At 38.9% G+C, this 19,336-nt stretch carries 11 protein-coding genes and 1 tRNA gene; 7 read left to right on the forward strand and 5 right to left on the reverse strand.

What is annotated here, in order from left to right; all coding sequences use genetic code 11:
• Positions 1-67: 67 nt before the first annotated feature.
• Together RMY64_RS10020 and RMY64_RS10025 are read right to left on the reverse strand one after the other, a co-directional pair.
• On the reverse strand, positions 68-2,881 hold the full coding sequence (locus tag RMY64_RS10020) for an ATP-binding protein (protein WP_322699931.1): 2,814 nt from the start codon (positions 2,879-2,881) through the stop codon (positions 68-70).
• A 282-nt stretch (positions 2,882-3,163) separates the two neighbouring features.
• Positions 3,164-5,416, reverse strand: coding sequence for a glycoside hydrolase family 65 protein (locus tag RMY64_RS10025; protein ID WP_322699932.1), 2,253 nt, complete (start codon positions 5,414-5,416; stop codon positions 3,164-3,166).
• Positions 5,417-5,895: 479 nt separating this feature from the next.
• Here RMY64_RS10025 and RMY64_RS10030 point away from each other — a divergent pair, with 479 nt between their 5' ends.
• A complete protein-coding gene (locus tag RMY64_RS10030) occupies positions 5,896-8,529 on the forward strand; it encodes an ATP-binding protein (RefSeq protein ID WP_322699933.1) in 2,634 nt (877 codons plus the stop codon).
• Positions 8,530-8,787: 258 nt separating this feature from the next.
• Here the strand turns inward: RMY64_RS10030 and RMY64_RS10035 are convergent, their stop codons facing one another.
• The 3 genes from RMY64_RS10035 to RMY64_RS10045 form a co-directional block, all read right to left on the reverse strand.
• The gene (locus RMY64_RS10035) at positions 8,788-9,492 is read right to left on the reverse strand and encodes a helix-hairpin-helix domain-containing protein (RefSeq protein ID WP_322699934.1); all 705 of its coding nucleotides are present in this window, start codon (positions 9,490-9,492) and stop codon (positions 8,788-8,790) included.
• A gap of 21 nt (positions 9,493-9,513) precedes the next feature.
• A complete protein-coding gene (locus RMY64_RS10040; RefSeq protein WP_322672750.1) occupies positions 9,514-9,912 on the reverse strand; it encodes an NINE protein in 399 nt (132 codons plus the stop codon).
• Between the two features lie 579 nt (positions 9,913-10,491).
• A complete protein-coding gene (locus RMY64_RS10045; protein ID WP_322699935.1) occupies positions 10,492-10,887 on the reverse strand; it encodes a hypothetical protein in 396 nt (131 codons plus the stop codon).
• Between the two features lie 579 nt (positions 10,888-11,466).
• On the opposite strand from RMY64_RS10045, the gene RMY64_RS10050 reads away from it, so the two are divergent.
• The 6 genes from RMY64_RS10050 (at position 11,467) to RMY64_RS10075 (ending at position 19,314) form a co-directional block, all read left to right on the forward strand.
• Positions 11,467-11,820 carry a hypothetical protein gene (locus tag RMY64_RS10050; RefSeq protein WP_322699936.1) on the forward strand — a complete coding sequence of 118 codons (354 nt, stop codon included), beginning with the start codon at positions 11,467-11,469 and terminating at the stop codon, positions 11,818-11,820.
• A gap of 801 nt (positions 11,821-12,621) precedes the next feature.
• The gene (locus RMY64_RS10055) at positions 12,622-14,082 is read left to right on the forward strand and encodes a TM0106 family RecB-like putative nuclease (protein ID WP_322699937.1); all 1,461 of its coding nucleotides are present in this window, start codon (positions 12,622-12,624) and stop codon (positions 14,080-14,082) included.
• A 299-nt stretch (positions 14,083-14,381) separates the two neighbouring features.
• Complete coding sequence (locus tag RMY64_RS10060; protein ID WP_322699961.1) at positions 14,382-15,566, forward strand: esterase-like activity of phytase family protein; 1,185 nt, start codon at positions 14,382-14,384, stop codon at positions 15,564-15,566.
• A 325-nt stretch (positions 15,567-15,891) separates the two neighbouring features.
• On the forward strand, positions 15,892-17,514 hold the full coding sequence (locus tag RMY64_RS10065) for a serine/threonine-protein kinase (RefSeq protein WP_322699938.1): 1,623 nt from the start codon (positions 15,892-15,894) through the stop codon (positions 17,512-17,514).
• A 101-nt stretch (positions 17,515-17,615) separates the two neighbouring features.
• Positions 17,616-19,130, forward strand: coding sequence for a serine/threonine-protein kinase (locus tag RMY64_RS10070; protein WP_322686012.1), 1,515 nt, complete (start codon positions 17,616-17,618; stop codon positions 19,128-19,130).
• 110 nt (positions 19,131-19,240) lie between these two features.
• A tRNA-Asp gene (locus RMY64_RS10075) sits at positions 19,241-19,314 on the forward strand.
• The last annotated feature ends 22 nt before the right edge of the window (positions 19,315-19,336 follow it).

The raw sequence follows: 19,336 nt of genomic DNA on the forward strand, positions 1-19,336 counted from the left end.
AAATCTCAGCCTAACATTTTAGCAACGCTAAGGGTAAAATTTTAACCACGTCAAATAATATTGACAATTAGATAGCTTGCTGATTTAGCGGAATTACAATTACAAATTCTGTCCCCTGCCCAGGAGCAGAAATACATTCTAATTTTCCCTGATGTTTTTGGGTGATAATCTGATGACTAATAGATAAACCTAACCCAGTACCTTTATTAACTGGTTTAGTCGTAAAAAATGGTTCAAATAATTGTTTTTGTACCTTTTCGGGAATGCCTATACCATTGTCGCCAATACGAATAACTACCTGATTTTCGCTAGTGAGTTTAGTCTGAATGCTTATCTGAGGAGTAGAGAGCGTTTCTTCCCTTACTTCCCATTCACCATTTTCCACTGCTTCTTCTAAAGCATCGATCGCATTTGCGAGAAGATTCATAAATACTTGATTCAGTTGTCCAGCATAACATTCTACTAATGGCAGATCGCCATACTCTTTAATCACCTCAATTGCTAGATTGTTAGAAGATTTAGGTTTGAGGCGATGTTCCAGAATCATCAACGTATTATCTAGACCTTCATGGATATCCACAGCTTTCATCTCTGCGTTATCTAATCGGGAAAAGTTTCGCAGAGATAAGACAATTTCTATGATTCGTTCTGCACCAACTGTCATAGAAGTTAGCAAGTTGGGCAAGTCTGCAATCAAAAAATCTAAGTCGATCGCTTCTGTTTCTTGTTGAATTTCCTTTACTGGATTAGGATAGTTTTTCTGGTATAATTGCAGCAATCTTAATAAGTCTTGGATATATTGATTGGCATAGCTGACATTGCCAGAAATAAAATTGATTGGGTTGTTGATTTCATGCGCTACACCTGCTACTAACTGTCCCAAACTCGACATTTTTTCACTATGCACCAGTTGAGATACTAACTGCTTTGCCTCTTGCCGCAATTGTGCTTCTGAGTATCGTAATATCTGTTCTGCTTGTTTGCGCTGGGTAATGTCGTGGAGAATCACAACATATTCTTGAAAATCCCGATGGGGTCGGTCAGAGATGGAAACTTCTAGAGTTCTGTTTTTCCCATTGCCGATTAAAATTTGTTCGCTACGCTTTGTCCACTGCTCTGGAGAGTAGACTAATGCGGGTAGCCATTTGTTCAGGTGATTTCCCCGCAACTCTGATGGGTTGACACCAAAGAATGATTTGGTGGCTGGGTTTGCTTGCTGGATAATACCTCGATTATCTACGACTAAAATACCATCTTGGGCGACTGTAAAGAGGTGTTCGGCAGCAACTCTGGCTTCTGCGATCGCTACCACTTGCGGTAAACTTGTCCAACAAGCGATCGCTACTCCCACAAATGCCACGCTCATCAGTAGCACCACAAATATATTTTCACCGCCCGCAGTCGCCACATTATTGAGTTTGACGCCAAATAACCAGCCAACTGCCACGGCGCTGCACAGTAAAAAAATCAGAATGCTCACCTGAAGAATTACTGAATCTTTGATAATTACTACAGGGCGCGTGCGATATCGCCGCATCCACCAATCAGGATGCAAAGCAGGGAAATTCACACGGCGAATTACCGCATCTATTCCTATAACACTAATGGGAAATAATAGCCCAATCAGCAAGTTGAGCCAACCCCAAGCAAATCCGCCCACCAATAGCACCACAACTTCTAACAGCAGAATAGCCAGAGATATGCGAGGAAATAAAACTTCCGGGCGATCGCGCCGAAGCCAAAGCCCCAGATGCAGTAACATAAAAGAGACAAACCAACCGATGTTACCAACAGCGACGATTCGCGCTACATCTCCCCAAATCAAATAGATTAAGCACAATCCCAGTGTCAATGTCAATGCAGGGACAAACACACCCCGACGTGAGACCACAGAAAATACTGGTGAAATGTGGTTATCTAAAGCCAGTTGATACAAAATTCGCGGGCAATTAGAAACCACTGTTGCCGAACCTAAAAGACTTGCAGCTACTAGTAAAAAAGAAACACTTACACCAGCGAATCTTCCCCAAAAGGGCTGGGAAGCTGCCACCAGATTTAGGAAAGCATTATCTTTAAGGTTGGGATTTGTTGCTAACCGCATCACTACCCAAGACCCTCCCAAAAAGATGAGTGGCATCATCCAGGCGGCAACGTTTAGAAACCGTAGCGTCTGGGTGGGGTGGCGGCTATCAGCGACAAAGGAAGAAGCCGTTTCACAGCTGTAGGTTGCATAAGTGACGAAAAAGAACCACTTTGCCCAATCCACGAAGCTCAAAGATGACCAACTGTTAGGAAAAAACCCAGGACTAACGGGAGAAAACGCTAACCAACCAAGACCTTGGATACAGAAGGTTATTAGCAGTGCAAAGGCTGGAATTACAAAAAACAAATGTAAAATACTCAGGGCGCGAGTCCCACTAAATGCCACAATAAAAGGCAAGAGTGTAAAGCTAATATCCAGAAAGATGTCTGGACAGGTGATACCCAGCGTCTCTAAATTTACTTTAATTAAATCTCTGAGTACGATTGTATTCACTGACAGGTAAGAAACCCAGTTGAGAAGGTATCCAATTGCTGCATAGCGAGCTAGTCTTGGGTAGTTATGCAGTAGCTTGGTAGCATAGTTAGGTGTTCCTCCAGCTACATTGATGAAATGCAAACCTAAGCGTTTTACCTGATAGTTAAGCAGCATTCCAAAAATCACCGCAGGTATCCAAACAAAAATAGCTTGGGAACCGAGAGCAGCATGAATCGCTGGAACCAATGCTGTCCAAGAAATATGAGCTGTCAAACCAAAGCCCCAACTTTCAACAGCACTCAAGCTTCTAGTCAAACGAAGGGAAGAAGATTGGCCCAATGTGGAATGAGCAAAATCGGACATGATTAGCAGTGTTCGGTGGGATACTTTAATTAAGCTTATTAGCTAGAGTTCCCATCTCTTAAATATTCAGAATAAAAACTTTCTGTACGGAATCATACTTAGATGTTACGACATCTATCATCAAAGAAAATTTACTTCACAACACCAGCGTTTATTGCCCTCATGCCCCAACCCCTTCTCCCAATTTGGGAGAAGGGGAGCCAAGCCAATTTCAAAGTCCCTCTCTTCCAAGTTGGGAGAGGGATTTAGGGTGAAAGCTCATTGATTTATCCAAAAAGTCTATTAGACAATTGTCGAGTGTGTATCTGCCAAAGTGGGAACTTTGACTTCTGTTTCGGCTTGTAAATCGAAGTCATACCACTCGTTACGCCATTGCAGGCGAAACTTCAAACGCGTCCAGTTAGATGGTAGATTGGGACAGGCAATGGGGCCAAATTGAGTCATCCGAATACCGGCAAACCCGAAAACTACTGCTTGCCATACTCCTCCAACACTGGCAGCGTGAATTCCTTCGGCGGCGTTCAGTCTGACATCATCTAAGTCTACCAAGGCCGATCGCATAAAATGTGTATAGGCTTCAGTTGGTTGATTGAGGTCGCAAGCTAAAATTGCATGAATGGCTGGGCCTAATGAAGAACCATAACTGTGGTCGGTGCGCTGGTTGTAATAGTCCCAGTTGGTGGCGAGGGTGTTATAGTCATAACGTTCGCGCAATAAATACAAGAGCATCAACACATCTGGCTGCTTGAGAATCTGCTTTTGGTTTGTAGCTTCAATTCCCAACAAACTTTGCAGGGATTTGCTGCGCGGTTCGTAATCAGCGAGGTTAACGTCTTCTAGCTGGAAAAAGCCTTCAAATTGCTCAATTAAACCTGTTTGAGCATCTTCATTGACAAATAGACGCTCTTGGATTTCTGCCCAATGGTGCAGACGCTCTGTAGTTAAGTTGAGTTTTTGCACTAGTTCTGCTGAGGTTTCAGGATAAGCTTGTTTGAGCCAATCCCACAGTGCCAAAGCTGACTGCAAATGCCACTGTACCATAAGATTGGTGAAGGCATTATTATCGATGCGATCGTGATATTCATCGGGGCCAATTATATCTAGGATGTCATAACTGTGACGCTCTTGGTTCCACTGCACTCGACTTTCCCAGAAAACAGCCGTATCAAGGATAATTTCGGCGCCATAATCTCGCATCCAGTCATCATCGTTGGTAGACTGCCAGTAGTGCAAAATTGCATAAGCGATATCTGCGGTGATATGCACTTCAATATCACCGCACCAGATGCGGATTAATTCACCATTGGGAGCCGGAACCCAACGCGGAGTTACTTCATCGCCAGTAGTGGCACTTTCCCAAGCAAACATCGCTCCTTGATAACCGGCTTCTTGAGCTTTGCGTCTAGCTCCTGGTAGGGTGTGGTAACGGTAGGTAAGCAAGTTACGCGCTAGAGCTGGTTGAGTTAAGGTGAGGAAAGGTAGGATGAATATTTCTGTATCCCAAAAGATATGTCCGCTATAAGCAAAACCAGAGAGAGCTTTGGCAGGAATGCTTACCCGGCTGTCGTGACGCGGTGTTACAGCTAGTAATTGAAAGAGATTGTAACGGACGCTCAATTGAGCCAAGCGATCACCTTCTATTATAATGTCACTGTCTTGCCACACTTGCTCCCATGCAGTAATGTGAGCTGCCAATAAAGTAGTATATCTCGGTTCCTCAGCAAGTCTTTGTAAAGCAGTGGCAATGGGGATTTCTGTCTCTCGTGAAGTAAACAAGGTGACAATTTTTTCTACAGTTACCGTTTTTCCAGGATATAACTCTAAGGTAGTTGTCAAAGTGGGAGAAGTAGAAGTCTTTTCGACGCTCACTGGTGCAGTTTCATCACCATCTACCACTAACTTAGCTGCCATCCCAAGTTGAATATTTGAGTGGAGAGTTGTACTGTTTAACCAGATAATTTGATCTATGCCACCTTGGTTTAAGGTTCGCCAATGTTTGATGCCTTGGGTATGTGGTTCGCTGTCAAATCCGGCTTCAACGGTAATTTCACCCTCAAAGTCTACCGATGTAATTTGAGCGCGAATCGCCAAAACGTGTTGGTCTGCTAAACTGGTAAAACGCTCGAAGTGAAAATCTAGAGTATGACCATTAGGACTACGCCACCGCACATCACGGCTAACTAAACCTAAGCGTAAATCGAGCCGACGTTCGTAGTTGAGAATTTCACCACTGTCCATACTAAAGCGATCGCCTGCTACTTTCACTACCAATGGCAGCCAGTTGGGACAGTTTACCAATTCGGTATGAGTAATTGTCACATCATCATAAACACCGTGGATCAGTACGCCTGGAAAATCTTGGGGATATCCTTCTTCAAATGTACCCCGCACTCCTAACAACCCATTACCAAGAGTGAAAACAGTTTCTTTGTGATGCAACTGCGCCGGGTTAAACTCCGTTTCAATAACGTTCCAGTCAGTATTGTCAATTAATTGCTGATTTTGCTGAGAATTGGAAGTGGACACGTTGAGCATGAGTGATAAAACCTATGTCTTGGGCTGGGTAGAATGCGGTAAAATTAGGAGCAATCTTGAGCGCCGAGATTAAAGATAATCTGAACGCCAAAAAATACGCTTCTGATAACAGTAGCGTTTCACTTTTCATCTGTCTACAGTTAGATTTATTTAAAAATGCCAGTTATAACTCATAAATCTCAACTAGTTACGAATTGATTCAGTTTTTCATCAATTTCTTTGATATTTACGATTAAGGCCAGACGCGATGAATCGTTAAGGCAAGACGCGATGAATCGCCGTCTTTGTCTTTGTGATGGACGTTAGTCATATTTTGGCTGGTAAAATCTACAGGTGCAGTTATGTAACGTTTTGTTCTTTTAGCAGAAGTGGTATATTGGCACTTGACCTGACCGAGTACAAACTATGCATAAGCCCACAGGACAGCAAACTAGAGGTGTTGTACTCAGTACTACAGGACAGGAAGGGAGAGTGCGCAGATGAACAAAAATACTGGGCAAGGTAGTGTTTTTTCCCTGTTTAAAGGCGTACCTCTAAGTGGCATCTTGGTAGCGTTGTTTGTGCTGCAAATCTTGCTAGCTGTGGGATTGACTGCATACTTGTCAATCGGAAACGGGCAAAAGGCAATCAATGAGGTAGCTAGTGAATTACGTCATGAAGTTGCCAATCGAGTCGAGCAGAATTTACAAACTTACTTGGCAACTGGGCGTCAGGTACTAGGCAGTAATCAAAATATCATTAACATGGGGTTGCTGAAGATAGAAAATCTGGCAAACTGGGAGTCATATTTAATAGAGCAGTTAAAGATTTTTCCAGATGCGTTGGCAATAACTGCAAGCAATGAGCAAGAATATTTAGCGGTGGAAAAGTTCAACGATCGCCAATTTTTACTCAGAAAAGCCGATAAGTCAACTGGGTATGACCTTTACACCTACATAATTGATTCTCAAGGTCAACGTACCCAATTACCAGAGGTAATCAAAAACTATGATGCGCGATCGCGTCCTGATTATCAAACAGCAGTTACCGCCAAAAAGTTTAGCTTTAGTCAGATTTTTACACCCCGCACTGAACCAACGCTCTTAATTAGTGCTTCTCTTCCCATTTATAATTCCCAAGGCGAACTACTCGGAGTCAACAGCACTCTCACTCACTTATCACAAATTGGGAATTTGCTGCAAAACATCAAAGTTGGCAAGTCTGGGCAAATTTTTATTATCGAGCGATCGGGGCTATTAGTTGCAAGTTCTACCAACGAAGAACCATTTCGCTTACAAAATGGTAAACCCATTAGATTAGCAGCTTCTCAAAGCGGCAATTCTTTGACTCAAGCAACCGCTAAATATTTAGCAACTAAATTTAGTAACTTTGACCGAATTCAAGGTTTACAGCAACTAGATTTTTCCTTGGATGGCAAACGACAATTTTTAGAAGTTAGACCCTTCGAGGGCGAACCAAATGTCAATTGGTTGATAATAGTAGCTGTCCCAGAAGCAGACTTTATGGGACAAATTAATCGCAACATTCAAACTACAATTTTTCTTTGTTTAGGAGCGTTGGGACTAGCTATTATATTGGGGATTGTCACCGCTAGGTGGATTACTCAACCAATTTTGCACTTTAGCAAGGCGACAAAAGATTTAACTGATTTTACCAACAGCGAAAACTCAGTGGTGAAAGTACAAGGGATTCAAGAACTAGAGGTACTGGGTGGATCTTTAAATGAGGTGGCGCAGGATTTACGCAAAACCTTTACTGCACTGATTAGTAAAAATAAGGATTTAGAACTGCAAGTTCAACAGCAAACTCAAGAATTACAGCACGAGGTTGAAGAACGCATTAACAGCGAGCGAAAACAAAGACAGCATCATCAAGTACTTACAGAATTGGCAAATCACAAAGCGATTTTTGAAGGAAATTTAGAAACAGCATTCAAAGCGATCGCCCAAAAAGCAGCCAATGCCTTAGAAGTAGAGCGAGTCAGTGTGTGGTTATTCAATGACGAGCGTACCAAACTACAATGTATAAGTCTCTATGAACGTAGCAATCAGAAACATTCAGCAGGTTTAGAACGCAACGTTGCAGATTATTTCATCTACTTTAAAGCCCTATTAGCTTCTGGTACTATTGCCGTCTCTGACACTCGCACCGATCCACGGGTACAAGAATTATCGGATAAATTGCTCAAACCAAATAATATTGTGTCCCTAATTGATACCAGTCTTTGGGTTGGAGGCAAAATGGTGGGAACAGTATTGTACGAGCAGGTTGATATTCCCCGGAAATGGGAACAGAGCGAGGAAAACTTCGTTAGAGCGATCGCGGAAATTGTCACTCTAACTTTAGAAGTAGGCGATCGCAAACGCGCAGAATCCGCTCTACGTGAGGCTAAAGAAATCGCTGAAGTCGCAAATCGTGCTAGAAGCACCTTTTTAAGAAACATTAACTACGATCTCAGGACTCCTTTAAACTCAATTATGGGAATCACAGAGGCACTCAAAGAGCAAGTATACGGCCCTGTAAATGAAGAACAGCGCCAGTCTTTAAATATGCTCGAATCTAGCAGTAAGAACTTACTAGAATTAATTAATCAAATCCTTGACTTTACCGATACCGAATCCAGCAAGATCGAACTGCAACTAGCTGCTACTTCGATTCAGGAAATATGTGACTTCTGCTTGACTTTTGTCAAACATTTAGCCTTCCAGAAAAATATCCGGCTGACGGCACAAATTCCTGAAGAACTCGAACCCATCCAAGTCGATGAAGGCCGCATTCGCCAAGTATTTATCAACTTGTTAACTAACGCGATTAAGTTTACTAAAGAAGGAGGCGAAGTCTGGATTGAAGTCCAGCCAAGTTCTAGCAATGAATATATCTTTATCAGCGTGGTAGATACTGGTATTGGGATGCTTTCCGATGACTTATTTAAATTATTTCAACCATTTGTCCAAGTTGAAAATACTTCTAATCCTCGTTCTCCGGGTACTGGTTTAGGATTAGTAATGGTGCAAAAAATTGTTGAGTTACATGGTGGAACTGTCCACGCCGAAAGTCAGTTAGGCAAAGGTAGTCGATTTACTGTGAAACTTCCTTGGAAAAAGGCGAGATAATCGAGAGTCTAAGAGGATGTTTGAAAAGCGGTATGTTATGATTTTAATCGAATTATTACCCTCCTTAATCCCCCCAATATATTGGGGGGAAACAAAAAAATCCAGTTCCCTCCCCTTTGCAAGGGGAGGGTTAGGGTGGGGTAAAACTCGGATTTGTCAATCATTTCTAACTTGTGTGTAAACGGTAGCTTTATAAGGGGAGAGTTAGGGTGGGGTAAAAAATATTTGATAGATCGATCATGACTTTTCAAACATCCTCTAAGCGATATGACGATAAGTATTAAACGGTAATCCAGTGCGCTGCTTCACATCAATCAAGGATTTATACTCACCTCGTTGCTGCCTTTCGACAACAATTTGCTCTGCGATCGCTCCATCTAATCCACAGGTAATTAATTCATCAGTTGAATATGTATTTAATCGTTTCCAAGAACAATCAGCTTCTTTTTTGTAGTTGTATCTAAAAGTAATCAGTGGTGTAATTCGATCTACTTGCTTTTCAGGAATTCCGGCTATTTCGATTAACTCTTCTACATGAGTGAAAACATATCCCTCATTCATTAGAGATTCGATGTTATTTGCATAAACTATCGGTAGTCCTAAATAGTTAACTAATTCATGTTTTGAGCATTCATTAATATCTATTTTCTCACGAGTATTCGCAACTAACTTAGCTAACTCTTGTTCTTCGGGAATTGGTAAATTCTTTGGATAAGTTTTGATTAAATAAGATTTTTTGAGATAGAAGGCAATGCCAATTTGAGCTATCCAGGGCGCAAATGCTAAACTATTAGCGGATAAAGCTAAAGCTAAAATAAAGATGCTAATCCCTAGAACAACCCAAGTTTTTGTCTTGGATTTATAACCTGCATAGACAATCGCAAATCCCCCCAATGTCGGAATTAATGATAACCATACCCAAGCAGGAGTTTGTTGAAACCAAGATTTAGATTGTGACATCATAAATCGATTAATAGTTTTAATTTACAAAGATTTCAGAAGCTTCTGGCGCTTTTCTTCATATTCTTCTGCGGTAATTATCCCAGAATCAAAAAGATTTTTTAAATCAGCTAGCGCACTGGTTGCATCTTTTGCAGAGACTGCTCCACTTGTGCTTGCGATAACTTGATTATACTTGGTATTGAATTCGGTATCTGACATCAAAACTAAGACGAAGAATTCAACAAAGGCTATTAAAGATGGAATACAAGTCCAAAAAAACAATAAGTACAAAATACCTGCTACATTTTCTCCTAAATAAAATTTGTGGATTCCCAGCCACCCGCCAAAAAAGCAAAGTATAATTGCTGTAGATTTAGTCTTCATAACATTTACTTCCTTAGTTAACTCTAATAAATATCTATTGGCATATAATACAACCAAACTTTTTGACCTTCTTTAACTATTTATTTGGTTTGTTAGTGAATTTTGCCGTCAAAAAATAAATAACGATTATACCTAGCTGACATTCCATTAAGACTAAATATCCTTTAACTATGTAGTTTAAATCTAGATTGGAATTTACATAAAAAATCAAAGAACCAATTGCTAAATACGGAATTAAATGCAACTGATTAAATTTAGGTTTTAGTCTTTCGCTATTCAAGTTGCTCATCAGTAGATAAAATTATATTGAACAAGAGTTGCTTATCAACAATTAAGCAGTTATTTACAAATTTTGTTTGGTTTAACAGATATTAACTGCTATTTAAAGCTAATCTTAGTTAATTTCTATCTGTTAAACCTCACGAATTTTACCGAGTTTGCTTATAGTTACATCAATAGACTTACGTAAAGTTTCTGATGACTAAAGTGAAAATGCACAGCATAAAAGTCACTGAAGTTTTGCTTTCTTTGCTTTTCTAGACAACAAAACAATGCAACATTCAAGCATGACAGATTGCAAGTTTGCTAAAAACAAGCTTTGTTTCAGTAGCAGCAGACTTTAATCTCAGGGCGCTTTTATGCAGTTGTAGCATCCTTAATAACTGCTTCCTCTACAGTCGATTTCAAGCGGGTTGCTCTGCTTTTACGGATGCGATCGCTTTTGCGAACACCACCCGCCATCTGATATTCATAGCTATCTTTGCCGTACTTAAAAGCAACTCCCAGGAGCATTTTTTCACTCAGATCGCTCAAAGTTTTTTCCAACTCTTTCATCTCACTTTTATAAGAATCAATCACAGCCAGAGTGGTATTATAAGCATCTATTTTACTGCGGTACTGCTGAATTACTTGTGCGACATTTTGCAAGTTGCGAGCATCCCCAAAATCCATGCTGGGATCGATTGCTTTGAGTCCGGCGATTCTCAATTCAGCTTTTTCTAGAACGCGATATGTACGCTTTTGACGAGGCATAATTATGTTCTTTTTATGGTGTTCTAGAGCTAGCTTGCCTTACTAAAGCTTAATTTTGGTTGAGTATAATCCACAGTATTTGGTGTTTATTACAACAATCTACTCAGCAATGTTAACTAAAGCTATGATGTTTGTCACGAAAATCGTAATGATAGTAACTAAATTTGTAAAATTGTAACGAAAACTATGATATTTGTAACGAAAATTGTAGTGATGGTAATTAAACTCGTTATTTTAGTCACAAATTTGTCAGATTGTCACAAAAATTGTAGTGATTGGTAATTAAACACAGCTTCAGCCAAGCGATCGCTCTTGTGCTACTGTTAAAGATCCTTAATTTCATCCTGGGATATGTCAACGAACTTAATTGCGATCGCTCAGAAACTTAACCAGATAATCCAACTTCTCAAAAGATATCAAAGCTATAACTTGTTAATCCCTAAAATAGCAAAAATCATTGACACGCTAAGTATATACGCAATAAAATTATTATAGTTGAACCTAACAATAGAGTTAATCAAAATATTTTTCCCAGAGAATAATAAACGAGCAATATTAAAAATAATTTGGAGCGAGCAAATGAACGCCAAAGTTATTGCTTTCTTGGGGATTACGGCAGCCTTTGTAAACTTAGGAAGCCAAGCCTACGCTCAATCACCAGCATCAGACTCAAATCCCGGACAATATCGATTAAGTGGTGATTCTCTACTTGGAATCGATCAAAAAACAGCCCAAGATGACTTTAAAAGTTTTTTTGAGCAAACTAATCCAGCAAGCCTTTCCAACAATAATAGAAGAGAAAATAAAACTCCAGCCCAAATTCGCTTTAACGAATCATTATCACAGCCAGACACTTCAGTTTTCTTAACACCGGCTCAGTCAGGCAGTGACAATGATGGATTGCAAGTACAGTTAGATATCGGGAGAAAATAAGCAGGGATAAAAGCTGACGGTGTAGTTTTAATTAATTATGCGTTGCCCAAAATCCTTGTTAATATAGCAATCCTAAATCATTCATAAGACAAAACCAAGGACAAATGACCAATGACAAAGGACAGTCAACACCAAAATTCTCACAAATCAAATAGGATTGCTATAGTCTGTTAAGTTTAAATTAGTAAGGTCAACAAGTTCGTAGTAAACACTAAAGTGCTTACTACGAACTTTTCATTACTAGGTTAGACATTGTACTAAGCACAACTTAGAAATTATTCCCACATCATTTTCACTCTTACTATTTTTACTTAAATCAAAACAGTTTTATTAAAAAATATCGTTCAGACAATCTTTTAACCACTCGTACAGCCTCCTCTAGCAGAATAAAGTTTTACACCTGACTGAATCCGCCTGACTGAGTCGATAATTATGCAATCGTTTTGCACTCAAATTAATCGTCAAGATAAGAGGAGAGTTTTGCGATGACTCGTGTCATCATTGTGTGACACGTTTACAGATGAGATACAGCTCATGTTGTTTTGTCATGTAACCTTGTAATAATGGACAAACTCTGATTTTTACTCTCTTTGAGTTGTAATTTGGCAGAAAAGCAAACGCTCTAGCTGTTGACAGTATAAAATAAACGGCAAATTAAGCGTGGACGCGTTGGTGTAGCGCACCGTACCCATAGGGGGAAGCAAGCTACACCAAGCGTCTTCGAGAGAAGCTATCACCACTTCCAGATTTTAATTGTCACAGTTACTCCCAGATTCTGCTAATTCTTGTTAACTTAAAAGGATGCTAATCAATGCTGAACTCCTACTGCAATACCAACGCTGTAAACGCCGACCTTTTCTAGATATCTACGGTGACAAAAGTCAGCGCGATGCTCCCAATGAGTTGCTACGGAAACTGCAACAGGACAAAATCGCTCATCAGTTGAGTGCTTTGGCACAGATGACTTATTACCAACCAGATTATTCTTATGGAAACTGGGAAAAGGGAGAGAAAGCAACTTTAGAATTGATGCAGCGTGGGGTTGAGTACATCTATAAAGGAGTACTGTTAGCAACTTATTCGGAAGCAGACACCCTGCTAAGTCGTCCAGATTTACTTGTGAAACAGCCGGGACAATCAAATTTTGGAGATTGGATCTACGTCCCAGCTAGTATTGAACTGGGTAAGCGCCCTAAGCAAGAATATCAAGTTGTCGCTGCATTTCATGCCCAAGTGTTGGCAACAGTGCAGGGAGTTGCACCTGAAACAGCTTTGCTCATATTGCGAACCAAAAATACAAATTATGCAGTCGATCTATGCAAATGGACACCACGGATGCAGCAGATTTTGGAAGAGTTTATTCAAGTATTAGAGTTACCGAATCCGCCAGAGGTATTTATTTCTCGCCAAAAGTGCAATTTTTGCCATTGGTATACTGAATGTTATGCGATCGCTCAATCTGAAAAACATCTCTCACTGCTACCAGGTGTTACACCGCTTCGCTACACTCAACTCCAAGCTTTAGACATTACCACACTGGAATCTCTTGCTAACACCAGTCCCAGTAGCTTAGAAAAGCTACTTGGTTTTGACACCGAAGTAGCGCCCAAATTGGTAGTACAAGCTCAATCTGCACTAGAAAAACGACCTTTGATTCTACCATATCCGTTACCAACAGAAGATATTACATTTACAGCACCCATAGAGCTTTATTTTGATATTGAAGCCCAGCCAGACTTAGATTTAGATTATCTTTTAGGGGTTTTGGTTGTTAATAGACAAGCTAATACAGAACAATTTTATTCCTTTTTAGCAGATAAACCAGAAGACGAAGAATTAGTTTGGCAGCAATTTTTGGATTTGGTTTGGCAATATCCCGAAGCGCCAATTTATCATTTTTGTGTCTACGAGTTTGATACAGTCAAACGGTTGGCAAAACTCTACGGCACTCCACACTCCTTAGTGCGTCCTGTATTGAATCGATTTGTGGATGTGTATGAACAATTAACCCAAAGTGTAGCATTGCCCGTAGAAAGCTATGCCTTGAAAGCGATCGCTCGTTGGATAGGATTTGAGTGGCGTGATAAAGAAGCCAGTGGTGCCAAGTGTATTTACTGGTACGATCGATGGTTAGAAACAGGCGATCGCACCTTACTAGAAATTATCCAACGTTACAACGAAGATGACTGCCGCGCCACCCATAAAGTGAAAGATTGGCTTGTCAACTTTTTCCAAAGTGAGTATGATTTACGATTAGCTTAAGTAATTTATTATTTTTTAAAGGTTTTCAAATTCAAATACTTTTTGAGAAGTCTAAGTAAAAGAAACACCTACTCAGACTCGTCACCAAGTTAAAAAAACATGATTTGTCGGAATTTTCAGGCTTGTATCTGTTAAATTATAGCACAAGCCTTGTTAGTTAGGACATCAACAGACGATAAAACTTAGACACAAAAAGGCTTTTCACCCAGTCCCCAGTCCCTTGCTATATTTATTTAATTGATATTATTTGTAGGGATGTATAAGTGTTTGTTCCTAAAAATATTTATTTGATAAAAATTATGCAGATATTTAAAAAAATATTCGTATTTCCACAAATTATTTACTTGTTGATTCCAATTATAATTATTAGCCTTGTATTCACAAACTTTTCTTCAAATAGTGTTGAAATTAGTAGTATAGATTTTATTGGAGAAGCAACCTTACAGAAAGGTTTAATATTTAAAGAAACTGAAGTAGGAGGTTTATCTGGAATTACATATAATGCCAAAAACAACCTTTATTACGCTATTTCAGATGACCGGGGACAAAAAGCTGCCGCTCGTTTCTACACATTAAAAATTGATTTGAGCAAAGGTTTGCTAGAAAAAGATGGAATTATTCCAGTCAGTGTTACTACATTATTAAATGAAAATAGTCAAACATTTCACCCTGGTGAAACTGATACAGAAGGTATTGCATTAACTAATAAAGCAACCGTGTTTGTATCTTCTGAAGGTGATGCTGCAAAATTAATTAATCCTTTTATTAAAGAGTTCTCACTATCTTCTGGTAGAGAAATTGCGACACTTTCTATACCAAAGAAATTTTTACCAGATAAAAGTAATCAAAAAGGTATCCGCAACAATTTGGCTTTTGAAAGCCTCACCATCACACCCGATAATAAGCATCTATTCACAGCCACCGAAAATGCTCTAATTCAAGATGGTGTCGCAGCGAAACCTAATATTGGTAGTTCTTGCAGGATTTTGCAATACAACTTGCTTAACAACCAACCCGAAAAGGAATTTCTTTACCAAACTGAATCAGTTACACCATTTTTAAATCTGATTGGCAAATTCGCTAGTGGATTACCCGATTTACTCGCTCTTGATAATCAAGGACACTTTTTAAGTTTAGAAAGGTCTTTTACTGGTTTAGGATTTGCTATTTCTCTGTTTCAGGTTTCGTTAGAAAAAGCCGATGATATTCATAATATTGATAGCCTTTTAGCAATTGATTTCAAAAATATTAAACCAGTTAAGAAAAAACTGTTGTTAGATTTGAGAAAACTAGATGTACTGCTAGACAACATCGAAGGCTTAACTCTTGGTCCAAAACTACCGAATGGTCAACAATCATTAATTCTTATCAGTGATAATAATTTTAACTCCCTACAACGCACTCAGATACTAGCCTTTCAACTTAAAGTTGAAAATCCCCTCATTAGATTATTACGCCGGGTACTCCCAAATTTTAAGCTTTAATTGCACAGAAATAAAGGTGCTTAGGCGCAGCCCGTCATAAACATTGCAACTTGACTGCTATTTAGTTATTTCTGATTATTCCTGTGTATTCACTGAATATACTAGGTAACTTTATCTAGGTTATTTATAGTTTACGTGTAATTTCTCAACCGTACTCCTTAATAAATATGTTACACAATGTTTAGTAGCTTTTGCAGAGGGCTTAAGCATATTTACAGCATATAATTAATTTTCTCAAAACTCGGACATCTCTTAGATTTAAATTTAATAATTAGCTAGACTTATTCAAGTATTTTGCCAATAACATTTTTTATAAATGATTTTTATGCCAGAAAATAAAATTGAGAGTATGGTAGGGCAAAAGGCAGAAATAGACGATTACATCGGACATTTTTTAAACAATCGCTATTTAATCAGAGATTTGATTGGCAAAGGGGGGATGGGTAGAGTTTATCTAGCAGAAGATACTGCTAAAGGCGGTATGCCGATCGCAATCAAAATCTTATCACTTAGTTTGTCAAACCAACAAATGTCCCAACGTTTTGCCAGAGAGATTTTTATTGGCGCTCAATTGGGCCGCAAAAGTAAACATATTGTTCGCATTTTAAGTTATGGAGTTACTGAGGATAAAACTCCATTTTATGTAATGGAATACCTCCAAGGGAAAAATCTCAAACAAATTCTGAAAATTCAGCCTTTAACAATATCGAAGTTTTTAGAAATTTGTAATCAAATTTGTTTAGGCTTACAATGTGCCCACCAAGGTATCAGCCTTAAAGGAGAGATTTACCCTATTGTTCACAGAGATATTAAACCAGAAAATATATTTATTGCTGAAGATAGTAAAAAAGGTGAAATTGTTAAAATATTAGATTTTGGTATTGCTAAGTTTTTAACAGAGCGAAGTGGAATGACCTTAACAGATTCTTTTATTGGCAGTTTGCCTTACTGTTCTCCAGAACACATGGAAGGGCGGAAACTGCTAGATGTCCGCTCTGATATTTATAGTTTGGGAGTATTAATGTTTGAAATGCTGACAGGTAAACACCCATTTCAAACAAAAAGTAACTCCTTTGGTACTTGGTATCAAGCCCATCGCTTTCAAATGCCACCTACAGTTGAAGAAGTAAATCCGCAAGTTAAAATACCAGAAATATTAGAAAAAATATTAATGACTTGTTTAGCTAAAGAAGTAAGCGATCGCCCTCAGAATATCAACCAAATATTAGAAGATTTAGAAAAAGTAAGTGTTCAAATTAATAATGTTATTTCTAACAATAGTACAAACATTATTAAAGTTTCGCTTCCAGTTCAATTAGTACCCGCAACTTTACTATCAGAAAAAGAGTGCTTGCAGAAAAATTGGCCTAAAAATAAACCAATTGCACCAATTGGTTTTCCCCATTTACTACAGACTTCTCAAAGACCTATACCAACTTTTTGGGCAATGTTGCCCAAACAAGAGATTGCAAAATTTTTAGATAAAATACATAGTACTGAATTTATTAGTAAAATGAATGTATATCCGATGCTAATGTGGTTAACAGTGCTGTATGACGCCCAACCTTCTACGACTAAGTGGCTGCCTTATTTTCTGGATTTAAAAGATAACAAAAGTCAAAAGATAGCACGTAGTTTAGCAGAAGTAGGCTACTATCATTTACTATTTTTCCCCTTAGAAGAGCCAACTCATTGCTCTCATGTAACGACTTTAAATCTCACAGCTAAACAGCGTCAGCAACTTTTAGATTGGTTAGATATGAGTCAACAGTCAAATGAATTTATTTTGCCTGGTCAAGCCAAAAATATTCTAAAAGCAGAGTACGAAAAGCTGAAGTTAGACATATTACGAAACTTAGCCACACATCAAAAATCTGAGACAGAAGTTTTAAAAACTTGGATAAATAAATTTTTGGAAATGTTTTTGAAAATGCTATTACGTCGTTGAAGTTCTGCTAGTAAAATCAAAATGCTTGCCACCATTAACTAAGAATATTTTTATGTGTTTATTGCTAACTTTCAATGGACTCAGCATCAAAGGTGAACAAAGTGAATCAGAGCTTATCTACATCTCCCAGTAGTACGGGCTTGCTTGCCAATCGTTATCAACTCAAGCAATTAATTGGCAGCGGTGGCATGGGTGAAGTTTTTTTAGCAAATGATGTTTTGTTAGGAGGTATACCAGTTGCTATCAAGTTTTTGACTCAAACTGTTGTTAATACCAAGATGCAACAAGACTTTGCTCGTGAAGCTTTAATGAGTGCAGCCTTGAGTCAAAAGAGCGTACATATAGTGCGGGCGTATGATTATGGTGTGAATGAGAAAGGAAAACCATATTACGTCATGGAATATTTATGTGGTAAGAGTTTAAAGGATTTAATTCCGCTATCTCTGTCCATGTTTTTGACTCTCTCTCGCCAAATTTGTTTGGGCTTACAGTGTGCTCATCAAGGAATTAACATTGATGGCAAAATTTGTCCGTTGGTTCATCGAGATATCAAGCCTGCCAATATATTAGTTATTCCCGATCCGATATTGGGCCAGTTAGTTAAAATTCTTGATTTTGGTATTGCTAGATTTTTGAATTATGCATCAACAGCTAGTACAAGTAGCGGATTTAATGGTACTTTACCCTACTGTTCTCCAGAACAGCTAGATGGGGAAAAATTAGATAGTCGCTCTGATATTTATAGTCTGGGTGTGATGATGTTTGAGATGCTCACAGGCAAAAAACCTTGGCAAACAGAAACTGATTACTTTGGCGCTTGGTATAAAGCACATCATTTTGAAGCACCGAAAACGATCGCAGATGTTAAACCTACTATTAAAATACCTCAGAAGTTAAATAATTTAATTATGGCTTGTCTGGCTAAAAAAGCAAGCGATCGCCCTCAAAATATCGCTGAAATTTTACAAGTTTTAAACAGTCTAGAACAGTCTAATTGTCCTACTTTACCTACAAACTTGACCTTTAAGTCTCCCTTAAATTCTGCATTACCAATCACTGTAGAACAAAGCTATCGGCAACTTTTGTGGCCTCAAAATAAACCAATTCAAGAAATTGTTTTTCCCCAGCTTCTAGACACTCCCCAAGGATCTATAACAGCGCTATGGTTGATGTTATCTAAACAAGAAATTAAAAACTATGCGGTTTCTACCCGTTATAACCAGTTTGTCTTTGTGACATCCCCTCACCCAATGTTGTTGTGGGTAAGTGTACTCTATAATCAGCAATTCGCTCCTAAGTGGCTACCGTGCTACTTAGATATGCAAAATCCCCAAAATCTGAGGATGGTAAGTTTCCTGGCTGAAAATGAACAGTATCCTTTGATTTTCTTTACTCTGGAAGCACCACATTCCTGCATCAAGGTTCTCAGCAGCCGCATTGAGCCAACTCAACGGCAAATGTTAAAAACTTGGGTGCAACAGAGTCATCGTCTACCACCCACTTCTCAACCCCAATTGAGCAAACAGCTATTGAAACAGCAGTATAAACAAATGCAATCCCGAATATTGCAGCATCTGGAATCAGAGCCACAGGTTGTATTATCACGGTCTGTTTAACGTATAATTCGCACCTAAAAAATACGTAATAAAAATCATTCCTAATTCCAGACTCCGAAACACTTGACAAGTAGAAAAAAAATAGTGATAATAGCAAAGTTGCCAAACAAGGGACTGTAGTTCAATTGGTTAGAGCACCGCCCTGTCACGGCGGAAGTTGCGGGTTCGAGCCCCGTCAGTCCCGTTCTAAATTTATGAGTAGCGAA

Origin of the sequence: Nostoc sp. DedQUE08 (genome assembly GCF_034530895.1) — a bacterium.
Classification (GTDB): domain Bacteria; phylum Cyanobacteriota; class Cyanobacteriia; order Cyanobacteriales; family Nostocaceae; genus Nostoc.

Coding starts and splice junctions, on each gene's coding strand:
- RMY64_RS10050 (WP_322699936.1), top strand. CDS start 11,467: ATGAACGCCAAAGTTATTGCTTTCTTGGGGATTACGGCAGCCTTTGTA.
- RMY64_RS10065 (WP_322699938.1), top strand. CDS start 15,892: ATGCCAGAAAATAAAATTGAGAGTATGGTAGGGCAAAAGGCAGAAATA.
- RMY64_RS10030 (WP_322699933.1), top strand. CDS start 5,896: ATGAACAAAAATACTGGGCAAGGTAGTGTTTTTTCCCTGTTTAAAGGC.
- RMY64_RS10060 (WP_322699961.1), top strand. CDS start 14,382: ATGCAGATATTTAAAAAAATATTCGTATTTCCACAAATTATTTACTTG.
- RMY64_RS10020 (WP_322699931.1), bottom strand. CDS start 2,881: ATGTCCGATTTTGCTCATTCCACATTGGGCCAATCTTCTTCCCTTCGT.
- RMY64_RS10025 (WP_322699932.1), bottom strand. CDS start 5,416: ATGCTCAACGTGTCCACTTCCAATTCTCAGCAAAATCAGCAATTAATT.
- RMY64_RS10045 (WP_322699935.1), bottom strand. CDS start 10,887: ATGCCTCGTCAAAAGCGTACATATCGCGTTCTAGAAAAAGCTGAATTG.
- RMY64_RS10035 (WP_322699934.1), bottom strand. CDS start 9,492: ATGATGTCACAATCTAAATCTTGGTTTCAACAAACTCCTGCTTGGGTA.
- RMY64_RS10055 (WP_322699937.1), top strand. CDS start 12,622: ATGCTAATCAATGCTGAACTCCTACTGCAATACCAACGCTGTAAACGC.